Below are 18,417 nucleotides of genomic sequence, written 5' to 3'. Positions count from 1 at the left end.
ACGACGATGATACATACGCAAGTGTGGAAATTATTTCCGCATCCTGCTCAGGGGTAAGTAGGCAGCATCACTCCTCCACGAAGAAATCCTCGTCGAGCCGCTTCACGTCCACCGCACGGGCGATGCGCACGCCGACGCCGTGCTCAATCATCAGATCAGCCAGACGGTCACCGTCAATGAGCACGATGCGCTGTGGCAGGTGGCGGACGAAGTCGATGGCCGGGGCCGAAAAGCTGGATGTCGTGACGAAGACGCCCTTCCCTGCACCGACGCCGACAAGGCTTCCCAGAAACCCCTGCACCTCGGGCCGGCCGACGCTCACATGGCCGGCATAGCGCTTCGCCTGCACATAGATGCGGTCGAGACCGAGACGGTCCTCGTCTATCACGCCATCGATCCCGCCGTCGCCCGTCTTGCCGAGTCGGCGGGCGGCGTTCTCATGGCTGCCGCCATAGCCCATGCCGACCAGGAGATCGACGATCGCGCGTTCGAAGAAAGCCGGGCTCTGCGCCAGAATGCGTTGCAGCAGGTCCGTCTTCAACGCCTGGTGCAGTACGGCTTGCGCGGCATCGATCTGTTCCTCTGGCGTCGCGAATGTGGTGGCATCGATGGTTTCGCCCGCGCCGGCTAAAGCCGCATCCGTGCTTCCGGCACCCGACGTGCTGGAGGCATAGAATTCGGCAAAGGCTGGATAGGTTTTCAGCGTGTCGACATTGATGAAGGCGGGATTGGTGGCCAGCAGGGCCTTGCCCGCTTGGCTTACCACGAAGCGGCCGCGCGCGGGGCTGTCGATCAAGCCCGCCTTGGTCATGTAAAACTTCGCCCAGTGGATACGATTGTGGAAAATGCGCTGGCGGCCGCTCGGCAGCATTTCCTCCCGCTCCGCGACGGACAGGCAGAGCTGATCGGCCAGCTTTTCCGCTGCATCCGGCACCCGTGTTTCGCCTTCGGCAGCGAGCCGCAGGACGGGAAGCATCAAGGATTGATAGTCAGGAATTGCCATTGTTTTCCAAATGTCGTGTTGGAATATGCAGCGTGTCTGCCCACTAGCCGTCGGACCTCTCTACTTGCCACCAAACCGCGCAACGCCGGGCACGGAAGCAAATATGATCTGCGTCTTGGTCCAATCCCCGCGAAAGAACTCGCCGCCCAGGCTGGTCAGCTCCTTCTGACCGCGGTCCTTGAAAATCTGCTCGGCCGCTTCGGCAGCGGCCTTGCTGTCGTAGGGTTGCGAGGTGATCTCGATCTTCCAGCGCCCTTTGGCAGCGGGCGGAAAGCCGCAGTTCAGTTCCTCCAAACGCCGCTTAACGTCGTTGGAAACGCCGATCTTGATGAGGTCGGACTTGTCGAATTGCGGCTTTGGCAGACCCATCACGGTAAATCCGTCACCATCGAAGCGGGCAAGGTAGAGATGTGTCGGGCCATCTTCGTAGATGGATGTCCGTTCGCCGAAACTGCCTGGAAACGCCTTGGAGGGTTGAAACGCCTCGGCTAACGGCCTTTTCTTTGCCGCCGTTTCCGTCACTGGCGCTTCGCCGAAGACGTTGACCTCCGTTACCTTGACCTTCAGCGCCAGATCGATCTCCGATGGCGTCAGCTCCGGGCTCCAGACGGCAATGGGCTGGCCTGCCTCCGGGCGGTAGGTGACGGTTGCGACGGATTCCACAGGTACCGACTCGTCGACCCGCCAGGCTCTGACAACCGGGACCGCATGGCACCACTTGTCCAGCCAGCCATTGTCCTTCTTGCGCTTCAAGCCCGTGGGCGACGCCTTGTCGGCATCGCGAATGGCGCGGCGCTCGACTTGCAGGAAACCGAGGATGCGGAGTTGCTGGTTCTTGGCCGTTTCCGAAGAGGCTGCACCATAAATCAGGAAGAGATCGCCGTCCTCGATCAGTTCCAGCATCCGGTCACGCGCCGCCTCCTTGCTCCAGCCGAGATAGCCGTCCTCTTCCGGGCTGAAGCCGTAGAAAGAGCGCAGGCGGATGGAGCGGGGTTTAAGCGGCAGGCTGCTCATTCCGCCGCCTCCTGAAGGGCCACGACATCCACCGGCGCAAGCGCCTCGGCCAGCAGCGCGTCGAGCAGCTTGCGGCGGGTACCGTCGGCGCTCGTCAGGCTCGCCTCCAATTGGTCGCATAGTGACATGAGCTCATCCACCTTGGCGACGATGCGGCGTTGTTCGGCCAGCGGTGGGAGGGGAATCGCCATAGTCCGAATGACTGCCATGCCCAAATCTGGAACACCAATGCTTCGTGTTCCTCCGTGTGCATGGGCCAGAACCCCATCGACTGTCATGGCGAGCCGAAGATAGCGCATAGACAATTGGTTCACATCCAAGGGATTTACAATGCAAACAGCGTGTGACAGCCCGTAGTTTCTTTCAGTTGGCAAGGGGCGGCTTTTTCCAATGGTCCCGATACGAGTGAAACCAAAGGCACCCTCCAGTATGGAGAACCGTTCTATTTGTTCTTGGACAGTGGCTGCGTTGACTCGTTTGCCTATGGAAAATCGTATTGTGTCGCCGTCCGCGAAGTTTTCCGATGAGACAAATGGAAGCCCACCCTCTGTCACGTAAGCCGGCATTCTGTGTGATGGATTAGGGTCAACCACATCGCATATTTGTATCAACCGTACCCATTCCCAGTAACTCGGCACTTTGAAGGGATCGTTTTCAACGGCGACAGCCGACTTCAGCCTTCGAATTTTTCCTTCTGTCTCAAGTATATTGCGCGCTATCGCTAGCTTACGGAGTGAGACCGAAACCGGCTCATCCGTCGGGTCCTGCGGTACGAGCTTGCCGCGGACGGCGAGGTTGAGGATGGTTTGGCGCAGTTGCTTGATCTGGTCCGGCCGGGCGGTCAGGGCCGGGACGGCATCCAGGGCGAAGCGGGCGTCGTCGCGGAATGTCTCCGGGGCGGGATTGTTGAGGTGGGCGAGGCTTGCCGCTGCCATCCGGTCCCGCTTCGCCTCCCGCTCCGTTCGCGCCGCTTCCAGCTGGTCGCACAGCACCATGAGTTCGTCGACCTTGGCGACGATGCGGTGTTGTTCGGCGAGCGGCGGGAGGGGAAAAGGAGAGTTTGCAAAATACTCGGTCGGCACACGTTTCTGGCCAGCGGTACCTGTCATTTTGGGTATGCCGGTCTGGATAAAATAGGGGCTCTTGAAGAAAAGCAGGATGTAATCTGCTGCTATCAGCAATGGACGAACGATGTGAAGTTCGGTGGTGCCGCTCCCAACGCCGCCTGTCAAATTCCGAAAAACTGTCGATTTACCATTCTCGAAACAAGGAGTGATCTTGGCGAGACCGACATCTCCTTCCGAGAAATGCGTATAGCCTTTCTTGATTTCACCCCAAGCACGGACTTCGTGCTTATTGGCGACGCCATATTCAGCGGCAATCAGAGGCATGGGAACGAATGATGCCTCAAGGGTATCAGAAGCGCCATTTCGCGGGCTCAGCACGCCGATCTCAGCTATCTGCGACCAAGACCAACTTGGTGGAATCGGAAACGGAACGTCAGCTAAATCACTCGTGGGCTTGGGAGTTCGAATCTCCCCCGCCTTCACCAATCGCACCTTCTCGTCAGCAATTCGCTTCAACAACTCCGACGCCGGCTCATCCGCTGGGTCCTGCGGCACGAGCTTGCCCCGTACCGCCAGATCGAGGGTGAACCGCCGCAGCCGTGCAATCGCATCCGGTGCATCGGCAATCTTTTCGTAATGCTGCAACAGGCGCTCGGCATTCATCGGGCAAGTGCCTCTGCCAGAATGGATTTCAGCTGATCGCGCAGGCGGGCCGCATTGGTTTCGGCCGTGATCAGGTCTTCCAGCAGCGTTTCCGGGTCGCCGTGGTCATCGGCCACTGTGTGCGGATTCCTGAAATCCAGATTGTAACCGCGTGCCTTCACATCCTCGAGGCTGACGCGCCAGGCCTGCGGGCCTTCTTCGCGGCCCCGGCGCTCCTTGCCGCCCCACCAGCCCACACAATCCTGCAGGTGCTCCTGGCGGATCGGCTTCGTCATGGAATAGGCCTTTTGACCCTCCGGCACCCGATGTTCCCAGTACCAGATGTCCCTGGTTGGCGTGCCCTTCTCGAAGAATAGCAGGTTGGTACCGATCGAGGCATAGGGCTTGAACACTGAGTTGGGCAGGCGGACGATGGTGTGAAGGTTGCATTCCTCCAGCAGATGTTCCTTCAGCCGCGTCTTGATGCCTTCGCCAAAGAGCGAGCCATCCGGCAGGACCACGGCGGCACGTCCACCATCCTTCAACAGGCGCACGATCAGTGCCAGAAACAGGTCTGCCGTTTCCTTGGTGCGGAAGGTCGGAAAGTTGTTTTCGATGCCGTCTTCCTCACGCCCACCAAAGGGCGGGTTGGTCAGCACGATATCGACGCGCTCATCCTTGCCCCAGGAAATCAGCGGACGGGCGAGCGTGTTGTCGTGGCGCACAAAACTCGGGTCCTCGATGCCGTGCAACAGCATGTTGGTGACGCAGAGCATGTGCGGCAGCGGCTTCTTTTCCACGGCACGCAATCCGGCTTGCATCTTTTCCCGCTGGTCCGGCGTGCGCACATGGTTCTTTTCCATGTGGCGGATGGAGCAAGTCAAAAAGCCGCCCGTGCCGCAGGCGGGATCGAACAGGGTTTCGCCGGGCTTGGGATCAATGCGTTCAACCATGAAGGATGTTAGCGCGCGCGGCGTGTAATACTCGCCCGCATTGCCGGCCGATTGCAGGTCGTTCAAAATCTGTTCGTAGATTTCACCAAAGTGCTGGCGCTCCGTCAGGCTGTTGAAATCGACATCGCTGATCTTGTTGACCACCTGGCGGATCAGCTGGCCGGATTTCATGTAGTTATAGGCATCCTCGAACAGATCGCGCACCACGCGGCGGCGGTCTCCAGGCTTCGCCGAGATCGGCACCGTCTTCAACGCCGGGAAAAGCTCGCCATTGACGAAGTTCAGTAGCGCCTCGCCCGTGATGCCTTCCGGGTCCGCCGCCCAGTTGCGCCACTGGAATTTTTCCGGGATCGGCGAGACATAGTTGTCATGGGTCAGCTCCAGTTCCTGGTCCTGATCGTCCATGATCTTGAGAAAGAACATCCAGCAGAGCTGGCTGATGCGCTGGGCATCGCCATCGACGCCGGCATCCTGGCGCATGATATCCTGGATGGATTTGACGGTATTACGGACTGACATTCACTTACCTTCTGCCATGCTCGCTAAATTCGAAACCAGCCAGATTATTCCCATCGGGTTCGAAGTCGTATTCGCCGTCGTTGTAATCCACATCCTCAGTTCCGGCCATGCCTGAAAGTCGCCGATACAGAGCAGTCTGGCCCCCGTACGCCGCTCGAATGCAATCGAATGTTTCAGCCTTCAAGGCGTCAGCCACGGCAGCCAGAGCGGCTTCCCGTAACTCGTACTCGTCCTCACAAAGTGCTCCGCCGTGTTCGAGATGGGGAGCCGCGAGCAGCCCTAGAGACAGCCTGTCAACCTCAAGGTGTTCAACCAAATAGGAAATTTCCGTTTCTGCATTCTCATCCCATTTGGCCGCGCTGAATTCGGCTACGATCTGGCGGAGAGCCACCAGCCGCAAAAGGGTTTCAGTTCGGATCACGATACTGTCGTCGCAAGTCAAACCGGCCTCAGCGAAATGACCCCAGCATTCCTTGGCAAAAATCAAATCGCCGCCAGACTCCCACATCTTGAATATGTGAGAAGCGGCATTCTCGATATCTTCCCACTCAACTGCCAAAGTTATACCGCCCCCTCATAAAGTGCGTTCTGCATCTCATGAACGGCATTTTCAAACGCCGCTTTTCCCCCGAAGGCACGAAGAAGCTCAACGGGCATGCCCAGCGTGTTGGCGGGTGGTATACGCAGCACATTGGTGTCGTCGAGGTTCAAGACGCCTTCATCAGCATACTTGGTCAACAGCATATCCAGCACTGCCCGCGCCTTGCCTTCGTACCGGCCAAACACATCGCGCTTCTTCACATTGTCTGCGCGTTCCTGGCGCGTCAGCGGCCTGCGATCAAACGCGATGTGGCAGACGAGATCGAACGGATCGAGGTCGATGCCGAGTTCCTTAGCGATCAAGTCGAGCGGCAGGCCCTCGGCCGCCAGTTCCTTCACCAGCGCATCCTTGCGCTCTTCAGATTTCCAGCGCTTCAGAAAATCATCGAGGCTGGCGAAATGCCGAAGAAGTGCTGCCTTGGTGAAATCGCGCAGGCTTTCGGTGACGAGCTTGCCATCGGCATCGAGATACTCGACACGTTCAGCAACGACACGAGCGCTGATGCCATCGACATAAACCTTCTTCTCGCGTTCGCCACCACCGCCCGGGAACGTCACATCCTCGCCACCGGTGGTCGGCGGCTCGGTGGTGTAGCCGTCCTGGCCATTGTCTTCGAAGCCCGGGGGCTCCGCATCCGGCGGGGTGACGGGATCGGCCTCGCCCGGCTCGTAAATCTGCACGGGATCGCCATCGAATTCGGGATCGGCGAAGTGGTTCGTCGCGCCGCGGAAATCCATGAGGGTGAAGTAGAATTTCTGCGTATCCTCATGCACGCGCGTGCCGCGGCCAACGATCTGCTTGAACTCGGTCATCGAGCCGACGGGGCGATCCAGCACGATGAGACGGCAGGTCTGGGCATCGACGCCGGTGGACAGGAGGCGTGAGGTGGTAACGATCACCGGGTATCGCGATTCCGGATCGATGAAGTTGCCGATTTGCGCCTGGCCGAGCGTATCACTTCCCGTGATGCGCATGACATAGCGGGCGTTCTCGTCGCAGAGGTCCTTGTTGTCGTTGATCAGCGCCTGGCGCATGCGGGCCGCATGCTCCTCGTCGACACAGAAGACGATAGTCTTCTGGTAGCGGTCACCGCTCTCCCTCAGGAACTCGGTCACCTTGGCGGCGACCAGCTTGGTGCGGTCATCCAGCACCAGGGTGCGGTCAAAATCCTTGGCATTGTAGATGCGGTCCTCGACCTCCTCGCCGTCGCGGTCAAGCTGGCCCTTTTCCGGCCGATAACCTTCGACGTCGCGGTCAATATGGACCTTGATCACCTTGTAGGGGGCGAGAAAGCCATCGCTGATGCCCTGCTTCAGGGAATAGGTGAACGCCGGCTCACCGAAATAGGCGGTGTTGGACACATATTCCGTCTCCTTCGGCGTCGCCGTCAAACCAATCTGGCTGGCTGCGGAGAAGTATTCAAGGATTTCCCGCCAAGCGGAATCTTCGGCAGCACTGCCGCGGTGGCACTCGTCGATGACAATCAAGTCGAAGAAGTCGGGCGAGAACTCACGGAACAGTTTTTGCCGTTCCTCTGGGCCGGTGATGGCCTGATAGAGGCCGAGATAGATTTCAAAGGAGGTGTCAATACGGCGCTTCCTGTCCAGCGCAAGCGGGACGTTCACTTCAGTTCCGTCCGAGCGCTCGATCGTTTTCGACTTGGTCGAGAGCTTTGCCATCGCACCGCCGAACGGGCGAAAGTCGTTGACCATGGTCTGGTCGATTAGCACGTTGCGATCTGCCAAAAACAGAATGCGCTTCTTGCGCCCGGCCTTCCAGAGACGCCAGATGATCTGGAAGGCGGTATAGGTCTTGCCGGTCCCAGTCGCCATGACCAGCAGGACGCGATCCTGCCCCTTGGCGATAGCCTCGATGGCCGCATTGATGGCGTTGACCTGATAGTAGCGCGGAGCCTTGCCGCTGCCGTCATCATAATAGTCCTGAAGCACAAGCGCTTCGGCGGGCGTGTCCAGACCCTTCCATGTGCTGTAGAGCCGCCAAAGCTCGTCCGGCGACGGAAACTGGTCGAGGCGGAGGTTTTCCTCCTTCAGGTGTCGCAGGCCCGTGCGATCGTGAAACACGAAGCCGTCGCCATTCGAGGCAAACACGAAGGGGATGGCGAGCGTTTCGGCATAATCCAGCCCCTGTTGCAGGCCGTCGCCCACCGCATGATTGTTGTCCTTCGCCTCGATCAGGGCGATCGGGATATTGGGCTTGTAGTAGAGGACGACGTCCGCCTTCTTGGCGTTGCCACGGGCGACCAGCTTGCCACGCACGGTGATCCGCCCCTTCGTGAAGAAGACCTCTTCGCGGACCTGCAGCATCATATCCCAGCCGGCCTGCTTTACGGCCGGCAAGATGAACTTCGTGCAGATATCGCGTTCCGTCAAAGAGCGCTTGTCCATCCGGATGCCGTTCCCCCGCATTCCCATTGATTACGCAATATGAATAGTGTTCGCAGCGTCAATGCAACCCTGAGAACAGGCGATGACGACCTGCTGTGTATTTTCGATTCTTGTGCAAACGCCGTGATCGGGAGTAATGGGGGGAAGACGTTGGGAAATAATGGAACGCCGTTTGCGGAATGATGCTTCAAGCGTTCAGAGGAAGTGTGAGCTGACACCGCCGCACACGCCATCAACATCATGGTTGGGAAACCATAGGTCGAGCCTTGAGATGCCATTTAGGCCGGAACGGAAACAGGCCATCCGAGTACCGATCGGCCAGGTCTTCGAAGACATCCTCGCTTTCCCGGACATCAAAACCCTGGCGTTCCAGCTCGCCGACGATAGCTTCGGAGAGCTTGTCCAGGGCGACCCGCGCATCTTCCCGTCCCTGAGCGGCCGTGATCATCTGCCAGAGCAGCACCCTCGCCAGATCGTCGCGTGACGGCCGGCGTCGGGCCTTGGCCGCATCCCTCACCCGCTGCTGCCGGGCGACCTGTTCTGCGCTGCGTCGTTTCTTCGATTTCCGGGGCATTGCCTGTCTCCTTGTTGTGGAGCCTCAGCCTCGGTGCCGGCCACGCAAGGAACAAGCGGGGCTACCTGTGTTGACATTTCGGACAAGGAGCGCCGGATCGTCTCCAATCGCCAGCCGGACGGTGGGCGGCCTGCAAACGCGGTCTGCTGGAATCGCCAATCAGGACTTTGGCAACGAGAAAATTGGAACAGGAATCGCGGAAGAGTAAATTGAGATGATGTGTCTCGAGTTGCCCGGAACGTAGAACAACGCATGGTGCTTTGATCCGACGGGTGTTGATTTGCAGAAGCCTTGAGCCAGCGTGAAGCGCATTGCGGCCACGTTGAGATGCCGCCTTCGGGCGGGGGCAGCATCACAACTCTCGACGACGTACCCTGAGGCCTGTCCAACTAGCTCTCCGGCTAGATTGTGGTGAGGAATCGACGGTCACCCCTTACACTATGTCATCGTCTTCCTGTAGCCTTCGCCACCTCGGACGGCTGCTGACGACGGCAGGTCACCCGAACGCGGCGCAACGGCGCTGGGGCGGATGCAGGAATCGAACTGCCGCAGATCGGAATCGATTTTCGCGACTTCGGAATCGGCATTCGGGAACGGTGAATCGCAGTGGCGCCGGTCGGAATCGCGGTTTCGGAGCCACTCCGATCATTTTCGTTAGGGTTCAGACCCGCTGGAGGCCTCAAGCAGCGCCCTGACCTCCTCGCCGGTCATCGCACCGACATCCTTTAGCCGTTCGGCAATGACGATCAGAGCGTCCCGGCGGCTCTCCAGCAGATTTCGGGCCATGGCTTCGGCGGTCATCAGGCGAGCGTTGACCCGATCCGCCAGGTGCCGGTCAAGGCTGAGCTCGTTGATGCTTCCGCCCACGGACCGATAGAGCAGCGGTTGATGATCGGAGAACCCGAGCCTGGTCTCGGCGGCAACCGCGTGGTCGGTCGCCCTGGCGAGATCACTATCGTCGTAGCCACCCGCTCCGGCGACGGTATCGCCAAATGTCAGCACCTCTGCCGTCCGCCCGGCCAGCATGCAGGCAATACTGCGCATCAGCCAGTCCTGGGTTTGAAGGAGATGGTGATGCTGCCGACTAACGACCTGCCCCATACCACCAATCCCGATGCTGACAGTCATGACCTCGGCGATTCCGGTGTCACAGAACGCGATGGCATGACCGGCTTCATGAATGGCAGTACGCCAGCGCACATCGTCGGAGAGTTTCATCTGACCAGCGAGCAGGGCCTGTTCGAGATCGTTCCAGGTCAGCGACCGCTGTTGTCGTCTGGATTTCCGGCGAACGTCACGAACAAGTCGTTCGATGTCGGCTCCCGTGCTGCCGGTCGCCAGCAAGGCCAGCCGTCGTAGATCGGAGTGCTGCTCAGTTGTGATCGTCTGGCTGGCTTCAGGCATCTTGGGATACTCCGCGATTGGATTGGTCGATGACATCTGCATCACCGCCGACATGAGTCTGTTGCTGCCGTGCTGTTTCGATCGTTTTGGGACGGCCTGACGGCGCAGACGCCAACACACCGGCCAGATCGTCACCGAGATGATGAGCGAGGATGCCGGTGAGCGCCTCCGTATCCGGCATGGGGATCGCGACATGTTTTTCCAGCCGCCCGGATCGCAGCAGGGCCGGATCGATCTTTTCGGGGAGGTTCGTCGCCGCAACGACGATCACGCCGTCGGTCTTCGAAGTCCCGTCGAGAAGCTCGAGAAGGCGGTTGATCAGCGAGCCCCAGTAGTCATCATGCTGCTCCCGTCGACCTGCGGACCGGCTTCCGATGTTGTCGATTTCGTCGATGAACAGGATGACCGGAGCATTTTCCCGTGCCAGCTCGAAGGCCCTGGACATGCGCTTGAGGACGTCCCCGAGATAACCGGGTTCAAGCCACGAAGCGACCGACGTCACCAGCAGCGGAACCTGCAATGTATTGCAGAGCGCGCGGGCATAAGTCGTTTTGCCGGTGCCGGGCGGACCCGACAGGATCAGTTTCGTACTCATCTCGCTCCAGGCCAGCCTACCGTCACGCCAAAGCTGAAGGTCTGTCTTGAGGCCGAGCGCCCAATCCCGCGCCTCGCCATAACCCGAGAGTGTTTCGACTCGCAGCTGACGCAGTCGGCTGTGTTCCGGATTGGCCGGATCATCGCATGCGCTGCCGCCGTCCTCCTTCCCGGATGCCTCCGCCGGCTTCTCCGGCTGAACGACGTCGATCCCGTCCACAGATTTTGGCGGGTCATCACCGTCCTTGATCAAAAACCGGCTCTTGACCTTCGGCCGGCCCGACCGATCACTGCCACGCCCGGAGCCGCGGCCGTCATCGTCATCATCGTCCGACTTGTCGGAGGAGCGCGCCCGTTCGCCAAGGACTGCGAGGATAGGCAAGATGTGTTCGAGACCACGCCCGGGACGAATTGCCAGCGCCAGCGCATCGATCGAGAGGCCCTCAAGATCGAGCGCCATCCTTTCCATCTGTCGCAGCGACTGCTTCGGCGCGATGCCGCAGCACGTCTGCAGGAGTTCCGCGATCAGTTCATGATCGAGACCACCGGCCTCAAGAACGAGATCGGCTGTCATGGACACAAAGGGCGGAAGCGCGGTCTTTGTCTCATCGGCAAGAACCACGGGCGCTGACCGCTCCAGCAAGACATCCACCAGAAACCTGCTCAACGACCGCTCGACCGCCTTCTGCACATCTGTCCCGGCAAGTGTCTTGATCGTCTTGCGGGTCTTGCCCCGGCGGCGATCACCGTATCCGTCCGAGAGCGGGCTGCTGCGATGGACGTCTTCGAGCTTGGTCCAGTAAGGAACGATCAGGCCGTCCTCGAGCATGAGGCCAAAGCGACGTTCGAAACGGCCAACCGGCGCTTTGATGAGAACGAAGGCTCCCGGGTTCCGAAGGACGGCTGAGAGCGCCGAAAGATCGGGAACGCTTGAACCAACGGCACGGGCGACCAGCAGGGCGACAGCGACGTGGGCGACAACAGGTGGAGCAATATGTTCCCGAAGCAGTGCCAGGAATTCGCGGCACGTCGATGGCGTCTTCTCCGGAGCCGCGCCCGAAGTCGACTTCAGTGGGCCGGCGGCCGCACGGGTTTCATGTTTGCTCTTGGTCTTCCCGACAGAGCGAGCCTTGTCACGCGGCGGCTCTCCGGGAAGGTCCTGCATCAGCACGTCGAGGGTTGTCGTCTTGTATGGCGCTTTCCCGAGACGCCGCTCGAGTTCGGCACGCGCCTTGACCGCCTCAGCGTCGAGTAGGCGCAAGGACTGTTCCGGGACACGCCAGATCGTGCCGGACGTCTCATCGCCTTCGACGATGAAGTCCGCCTCCAGCAAGCCAACGACAGCGGCGCGCTCGTAGAGATCGAGGATGGCCAGTCGGCGGATGCGGGCAAGGAGGTAACGCGTGATGCGATCGGTCAGGGTTTCCATCATGCACCCTCCACGGTTCCATGGGCCTCACCAAGTTCGGGCACCCCATCGACGGCGAGCAGCTTGCGATTGCCCCCAAGCCAATCGCGTAACATCAGCGCCGTCGGATCGCCGGCTGCACACAGCGTGAGGAGTTGCACACGGAAGATTTTCGGGATGCTGTCCATCGCGATGCCCTTGCGTCGGGCGAAGCCGATCACGACCTGCGCGACGATCGCCGGATCGGGCAAGGCATCAGGCGTTGCCGCGCACATGGCCATGGCCTGAGGAATGGCTTGTGACCTGGAAGTCGAACTCTGGCTTGTGGTTTCTTGCAACTTCGCCAGTCGCTTCAGCCGGCTGGATGGCTTCGGCGTCGAAGGCACCTGGTGCGCAGGGTTGTTGGGGAAAGGGATCACGTTGGAAGGGTGTCGGCTCATGACAGACGTCTCCTGTCGCCGAACAGCATGGTTCGGCGAGAACGAATGGAACAGAAAGCGGAATGGAAGGTCGGCGGGCCGGTCAGCCCGTGCCGGCCCGTGGGATGCGGGCGAAGCCGACACGGATTTGGCCACGACCGGCTGGCTGATGGACCTCGGTGATCGAGCCCGCGTCGCAAGTCTCGTTTCCGTTCGCCTCTGCAATGTCCGCCGAGGCACCTCGGCGACCCGGCTCCTCAGGCCCGGCAATGGAATTTCGAGCCAGCTTCCAGTTCTCGTCGATCCGACCATGGAAGCGTTCGCGCAACATGCCGATCGCCTTCCCCGCCCCGCCGACCTCGACGAGATGATCGAGATCGCTCAGCGGCCAGACGCCGCCGGCGATGTCGGAGCGCTGGTTTTCCGCGTTGAGGATGACGACGCGAACTTCTTCGGCCACCAGCCGATGATGATCGCGGTAGAGGAGATCGGGAACGACGAGCGCCGCCGCCAGCATGCGGCTCTTCAGCTCGTTGATGCGTGAGACTTCGTATGAGCCGAGGCTGCGCTTGACATCGATGACGTGCGCAAGCTTCGTCTTCCGGTTCACGACGATCAGGTCCGGCGTATACGTTTTGCGTCCGCCGGTATCCGCATCGAGGGTCAGGGATCGAAAGTGCTTCGGATCGTTTTTCTCGACCAGTTCGAGCGCCGTCTTGGTGACCGGAAGCCGCAGATTTTGCGTCAGCACCACGAGGTCCGGGTTAAGGTCGGCAATGATCCCAATGCCGCGCTCGAGCAGCCTCCCCTCCTGGATAGGAATGGCGCGCAGGATCGCGGCGGCGTCAGAGACACCGCCGGCAAGCGCCGTGGAAAGGGCGGCGGCGGAGAAGGGCTGCGACGAAAGCTCGTCGATGAGGACTTCAAAGCGGGACTCGAGGGCTTCGAGATCGACGGAATGCGGATAGGCTGGCGCGGCAGGCGCACCGGAAAGAATGGTCGTCATGGTATTGCTCCTGCTGACGGTGGCGACCGGCCGGCCAACTTCAGGCGCACGGCGTCCGACGCGGAAATGATTTCCGCATCCGGTGGCCGGCTGGCTTCAAACGAAGCCGTGTCCGAAGTCAGGGATGATCAGTTGAATGAGATCAGGCGAGCGCCAGCCCAGAGGCGTGGGCGATCGCACAGCAAGTCAACCGGCGCCGCGGCGAAGCGCGGTCGTCAACAGGATCAGGAGACGGAGAAGCTTCCCGTTCGGAAGCGAAGCAGATATGGGTCGACATAGCCCAAGGCCTTTCGAGAGAAGGTTGCGGGTCAGGCCCTCTTTCGATGTTGGCGCATCGGCGGGGGCCGCTAAGTGTCTGCAGATATTCAATTTCTGCTGACACCGTCGACATAGCCCGGAGTTCAGTGTCCGGCAAGCCGGTTGGAACACACCCGGAACGACAGAGCTCCGGTATGGTTAACGGGACACGCGGCAGCCAGCGGATAAAAAAATAGCCCCGCACGGTGGCGGGGCTCCTGGACATCATCTTCAAGCTGCCAGCGTCTTGTACTGGCGCTTCAGGGGCTTGGGATCGAAGACGATTTGGCTCCGGATCTCGTCCCGGCGCTCGGGTGACACGATCTCCAGGGCATTCTCGACGGTTTCCTGTACCTTGGAGGGCATGTCGTCGAACGCGAGCGGCCCATCGTCAACCGCCTTGTCGAGCGGAGCGGCGGCATCCGCACGATCTTCCCCGTCCGCGTCGCCTTGCAGGGCTTCACCGTGGACGACGAAGCGAAGCAGGGGAATGACCTCGGCCTGAAGCCAGGGGACGAAGTCTTCCCTGCCCGGCCAGCCGTGGGCTCCACCCATCTTGGACAGAAGCTCCTGCACCTTGCGCCAGGTCGTGCCTTCCGTCAGCCTGGCCGGCCGCCAGTTGACGCTCGCAACCATCGCCGGCTGCAAGGGGGCCGCGATGCTGTTGATCAGATCGTGCGCGTGCTTGCAGTCGTCGATGATCAATTCCTGCAACGGACCCTTGAACACCGCACGGTTCTGCGCCAGCGGTTCCATGGCCTTTTCGACGCGCTTCAGGATGCCAGTTGTCAGCTGGAGGAACTTCACCGAGTCCTCCTCGACTTTAATCTCAGCTATCTTGCGCAGACCGGCCATTCCGCCGACGTCGAGGACCGCTTCATTCTTCGCCTTCTTCGTAGGCACCGCACCGACCATCGCCTTGACCTGGGCGACGGTGAGCTCCTCTCCCGCCTCGATCGCCGAGATGACCCGTTCGACGTCCGGCTGTTCGGCGTAGGCCAGCACGAACAGGACTGTCGGAGCGACCGCCGCGGCCTCGAGGCGCTCCTTGTAGTCCATCAGGTTGGTATGGACCGCCATGTAGTTGCGACCGGCCTTCGGCGTGAACTTGCACACCACCTTGATCCAAGCGCCCAGCGCCTTCTCCGGGAGAATGGATTTTGCGCGCACGAGGTAGCCGCCGATCTCGTAGGCCTGCGTTGTCGTGCGACGTCCGAGCGACTGGAAGGCGTCGCGGAGCCACTTCAGCTCGCCCTCCTGTGCCCGGCTGAGGGTCGGCCCCGGCTTGGTCTCGGCGATCGCCTTCCTCTTCTTATGGGTGTATTTCACCATTCGTTTCTTGTCTCCGTTTTCATCCGGCCTTCATCAGCGACCGTGAGATAATGGTGACATGGATTGAGGAAAGGTGTTACAACCACGATTGTCAACACTATGTAATTTAACGTTTTTTCGTTATATATAAGGGACTTCCGCCAATCGCCGAGCTGGATTTCTCAATGGATTCAATAAGGCAAACTTTTTTAGTTCGCATTTTAATTACGCTATCACTAAATCAACCTATGATTTATTTCAGGCAATTGAGTAAGGATGTTTTTTGACCCCTTTCGCTACCCATACAGCAATCCCCCCAACACCTCACCCATCGTCCAGATGGACGCCGATCCTCGGAAGTGAGGGTGGAGTTAGGCCGATTGGCGTCGGCAACCCGGTCATCACCGATCAGCAGCAAGGTTAACGAACAGGGCCGCTTCCTTAACCAAGCCGCGAGATCACCTCGTACTCACCCGCCATCTCCCTTGTCATTTCGACAGCATTGAGTATTTGGACACTCACGGTGTCGTCCCAAGCGGTTGTGAGCGTGAGGGACAAACGACCCTTCGTCAGAGAGCTCTCGACGGTAAATACTGGCTCACACGGTTCCGTCATCGTTTTTTTCCGACATTTCCGAAGATCAAACGATGCGCGACGCGCAGGGAGACTACTACGACCGACGCCTTGAACCTCGACCACCAAGATCAAACGGCCACCGATCCCTATCTCGAACGGCTCGTTGCGTTCATTCAGATGAACGCCGAGATGGAGCGTGGCTTGGGGCCGGCCAGCGCCTTGCTTCGATACGCAAAGACCTTCGAGCCGGCGCACACCAACCCCGCCTGGTTCACCCGCGGTCCTGCGAAGCAATGCTTCGATAACGCCACGCAGGTTCTCATCTCGCGACTGGCTGCGGGAGATAACAGCGTCCGCTACGCCGAAGGCTATGCGATGGACGCCGAACTGGCGATTCCGATGCAACACGCCTGGCTCGTCGACGCCGATAACAAGGTCATCGATCCCACCTGGCGCGACGTGGCCGACAATCTGTATTTCGGGATCGTGTTCGAAACGAGTTTCGTGCTCGACCTGCTGCGGATCAAGCAGAGCGCCGGTATTCTGGTTGATGCGGTCGGAATGCATCGGCACTACGGAACAGAAGAACTTTTCGAGTCCGGCATCTGCCGCTTGGCAACCAATTGATCAGTTCGTTGCATCCAAGCCGGCGCGCAACAAATTTCGCGCGCCGGCTTGGAAAGGGAAATTTTCCCACTAGGTTTTGTCGACCCTGATTCCGCGAAGAGCCATCATGACCAAAAACGTCCTCTTCTATGCCCGCTATTCGACCGACCGCCAGGACGAACAATCCATCGAGACACAGGTGGCGCTTGGCCGGGAATTTGCCCGCGAGCGCGGCTGGACCATTGTCGAGATTTACGAGGACCGGGCGATCAGCGGAACCAGGCTGAAGTCGCGTCCCGGCATCCAGAGCGTACTGCGCCACATCAAGCGCGGCGGTATCCACGTTCTCCTGTGTGTCTCCGTCGACCGCATCTCGCGCGACATGGAACACAGCTCCGGCATTCTGAAGCAGCTGCGACACCACGGCGTCGAACTCTGGACGGTGCAGAACAGCTCCGCGGTCAACGACATGGAGCTCGGCCTTCGCTCGATCATCAGTCACGACATGATCCAGCAGACGCGTTACAAGACGCGCGAAGGCATGAAGACGGCGGTGAGGAAAGGGCGGGCTGCAGGCGGGATCGCATATGGGTATCGTGCAAAGCTAGTCTATGACGCCAAAGGCGATCGCATCCCTGGCGAACGGGAAATCAACGGAGAACAGGCCGAGATCGTAAGATGGATTTTCGAGCAATACGCGCTCGGCAAATCACCCAAGGAACTGGCGGTCGAACTCAATAGCCGTATCCCGACGGTGTTCGGTCCACGGGGCCTCAAATGGCGCGACACCGCGATCCGTGGCCATCGGGATCGGGGTGCCGGAATTCTCAACAACGAGACCTATATCGGGCGTCTCGTATTCAACCGCCGTAATTTCCGGAAGAACCCGGAGACGGAGAACCGCGAAGCGCGGATGAATGACAAGAGCGAGTGGGTGGTCGGCGAGGTGCCGGAGCTGCGGATTGTCTCCGACGAGCTTTGGGCGAAGGTCAAGAAGCGCCAGCTGGCTGTCGAGGCAAGCTTCAGCCACACGACGACCAACCGGCTCAACCGTGCTCACCGGCCGCAATATCTTCTGAGTGGCCTGCTCGAATGCGACCATTGCTGCGGCCCTTATGCCATCATGGCCAAGGACCGTTACGGCTGCACCAACCGGCAAAAGAAACTGCCGATCGACGATCTCGGTGGGATCGTCTGCACCAATGCCAAGACCATCAGCCGCGGGGAACTGGAAGCGCGCGTGCTGGACGCAATTCCAACCAACCTTCTGACGCCGGAGCGCACCAACTCCTTCCAGGAGGAGATCAATCGCCAGGTCCGCAAGGCCGCGGCTGCAAGCGCCAAGGCCACCGAGACGCTCGAGGCCAAACTGAATGCGATCGACTCCAAACAGAAACTGATCGCCGAGCAGATGACCGAACGCATGCTTGCTGGCCAGATGAAGATTGCCGCCTTTGACCAGATGCTCGACGATTTGGAGAAGGAGCGTGCGCGGCTGACACTCGAGCTGGAAGCAGCCACGCCCATTTCACTTAGGCGGAAGAAGAGCGATAAGGCCGGCCTGCGCAACCCGGGCGAAACGATCGTTGTGAACCCGGCAATGTTCCAGTCGGTCCTGGATGCCATGACAACGGCATTGAAGGGTGGTGTCGGCGACAGCAACGACACGCTTGCGGGTTACGGCCAGTTTGTTCGCTCGCTCGTTCAGAAGGTGGTCATTGCGCCCTCCCCCGACAACCGGCGCGCAGACCTGACCATTCATGGCCGGTTGGCGTCGATCCTCGCCTCGATGGAAGCGTTTCAGGATTACAGCGCGAGAATGCGCGAGCATTATCATCGGGACTATAGCACCCGTGTGAAGGCCGGCGAGTTCAGTGATGTTAAGGGGAAAGCCTACTACCTGAGCCGCTTCCAGGCTATTCTCAAGGAGAAGGAAGCCGACTGGAAGCGGTTACAAGTCTCAGTGGTTGCGGGGGCAGGATTTGAACCTGCGGCCTTCAGGTTATGAGCCTGACGAG

14 protein-coding genes are annotated in these 18,417 nt (G+C 59.8%); 2 read left to right on the top strand and 12 right to left on the bottom strand.

The genetic code is table 11. The features are described 5' to 3' along the window. Positions 1 to 67: 67 nt before the first annotated feature. The 12 genes from RTP54_RS30430 to RTP54_RS30375 form a co-directional block, all read right to left on the bottom strand. The gene (locus tag RTP54_RS30430; protein WP_312367759.1) at positions 68 to 976 is read right to left on the bottom strand and encodes a restriction endonuclease; all 909 of its coding nucleotides are present in this window, start codon (positions 974 to 976) and stop codon (positions 68 to 70) included. 87 nt (positions 977 to 1,063) lie between these two features. Then, the gene (locus RTP54_RS30425) at positions 1,064 to 2,017 is read right to left on the bottom strand and encodes a GIY-YIG nuclease family protein (protein ID WP_312367757.1); all 954 of its coding nucleotides are present in this window, start codon (positions 2,015 to 2,017) and stop codon (positions 1,064 to 1,066) included. After that, on the bottom strand, positions 2,014 to 3,747 hold the full coding sequence (locus tag RTP54_RS30420) for a restriction endonuclease subunit S (RefSeq protein ID WP_312367756.1): 1,734 nt from the start codon (positions 3,745 to 3,747) through the stop codon (positions 2,014 to 2,016). The genes RTP54_RS30425 and RTP54_RS30420 overlap by 4 nt, the downstream gene beginning before the upstream one ends. After that, on the bottom strand, positions 3,744 to 5,198 hold the full coding sequence (locus RTP54_RS30415) for a class I SAM-dependent DNA methyltransferase (protein ID WP_312367755.1): 1,455 nt from the start codon (positions 5,196 to 5,198) through the stop codon (positions 3,744 to 3,746). The genes RTP54_RS30420 and RTP54_RS30415 overlap by 4 nt, the downstream gene beginning before the upstream one ends. Positions 5,199 to 5,202: 4 nt before the next feature. Further along, positions 5,203 to 5,757: a hypothetical protein gene (locus RTP54_RS30410; RefSeq protein ID WP_312367754.1), complete on the bottom strand. Its 555-nt coding sequence runs from the start codon at positions 5,755 to 5,757 to the stop codon at positions 5,203 to 5,205. A gap of 2 nt (positions 5,758 to 5,759) precedes the next feature. Continuing rightward, positions 5,760 to 8,204, bottom strand: a complete 2,445-nt coding sequence (hsdR, locus tag RTP54_RS30405) for an EcoAI/FtnUII family type I restriction enzme subunit R (RefSeq protein WP_312367752.1) — start codon at positions 8,202 to 8,204, stop codon at positions 5,760 to 5,762. A 238-nt stretch (positions 8,205 to 8,442) separates the two neighbouring features. Then, positions 8,443 to 8,778 (bottom strand): hypothetical protein, encoded by a 336-nt coding sequence (locus RTP54_RS30400; RefSeq protein ID WP_312367751.1) that lies wholly within the window; start codon positions 8,776 to 8,778, stop codon positions 8,443 to 8,445. Positions 8,779 to 9,432: 654 nt separating this feature from the next. Further along, positions 9,433 to 10,218 carry an ATP-dependent Zn protease gene (locus tag RTP54_RS30395; RefSeq protein WP_312367749.1) on the bottom strand — a complete coding sequence of 262 codons (786 nt, stop codon included), beginning with the start codon at positions 10,216 to 10,218 and terminating at the stop codon, positions 9,433 to 9,435. Next, complete coding sequence (locus RTP54_RS30390) at positions 10,175 to 12,208, bottom strand: ATP-binding protein (RefSeq protein WP_312367746.1); 2,034 nt, start codon at positions 12,206 to 12,208, stop codon at positions 10,175 to 10,177. Before RTP54_RS30390 ends, RTP54_RS30395 begins: the two co-directional genes overlap by 44 nt. Then, the gene (locus tag RTP54_RS30385; protein ID WP_312367744.1) at positions 12,205 to 12,624 is read right to left on the bottom strand and encodes a hypothetical protein; all 420 of its coding nucleotides are present in this window, start codon (positions 12,622 to 12,624) and stop codon (positions 12,205 to 12,207) included. The genes RTP54_RS30390 and RTP54_RS30385 overlap by 4 nt, the downstream gene beginning before the upstream one ends. 82 nt (positions 12,625 to 12,706) lie before the next feature. Further along, on the bottom strand, positions 12,707 to 13,609 hold the full coding sequence (locus RTP54_RS30380) for a hypothetical protein (protein WP_312367742.1): 903 nt from the start codon (positions 13,607 to 13,609) through the stop codon (positions 12,707 to 12,709). Positions 13,610 to 14,137: 528 nt separating this feature from the next. After that, the gene (locus RTP54_RS30375; RefSeq protein ID WP_312367740.1) at positions 14,138 to 15,238 is read right to left on the bottom strand and encodes a hypothetical protein; all 1,101 of its coding nucleotides are present in this window, start codon (positions 15,236 to 15,238) and stop codon (positions 14,138 to 14,140) included. 663 nt (positions 15,239 to 15,901) lie between these two features. On the opposite strand from RTP54_RS30375, the gene RTP54_RS30370 reads away from it, so the two are divergent. Further along, positions 15,902 to 16,420, top strand: a complete 519-nt coding sequence (locus RTP54_RS30370) for a hypothetical protein (protein ID WP_312367738.1) — start codon at positions 15,902 to 15,904, stop codon at positions 16,418 to 16,420. A gap of 106 nt (positions 16,421 to 16,526) precedes the next feature. After that, positions 16,527 to 18,407 (top strand): recombinase family protein, encoded by a 1,881-nt coding sequence (locus tag RTP54_RS30365; protein ID WP_312367736.1) that lies wholly within the window; start codon positions 16,527 to 16,529, stop codon positions 18,405 to 18,407. The last annotated feature ends 10 nt before the right edge of the window (positions 18,408 to 18,417 follow it).

Source organism: Ensifer sp., assembly GCF_031989085.1.
Taxonomy (GTDB): Bacteria; Pseudomonadota; Alphaproteobacteria; order Rhizobiales; family Rhizobiaceae; genus Ensifer.
Note: the sequence above shows the minus strand (reverse complement) of the source record. Positions and strands in the feature narration are given on the sequence as shown.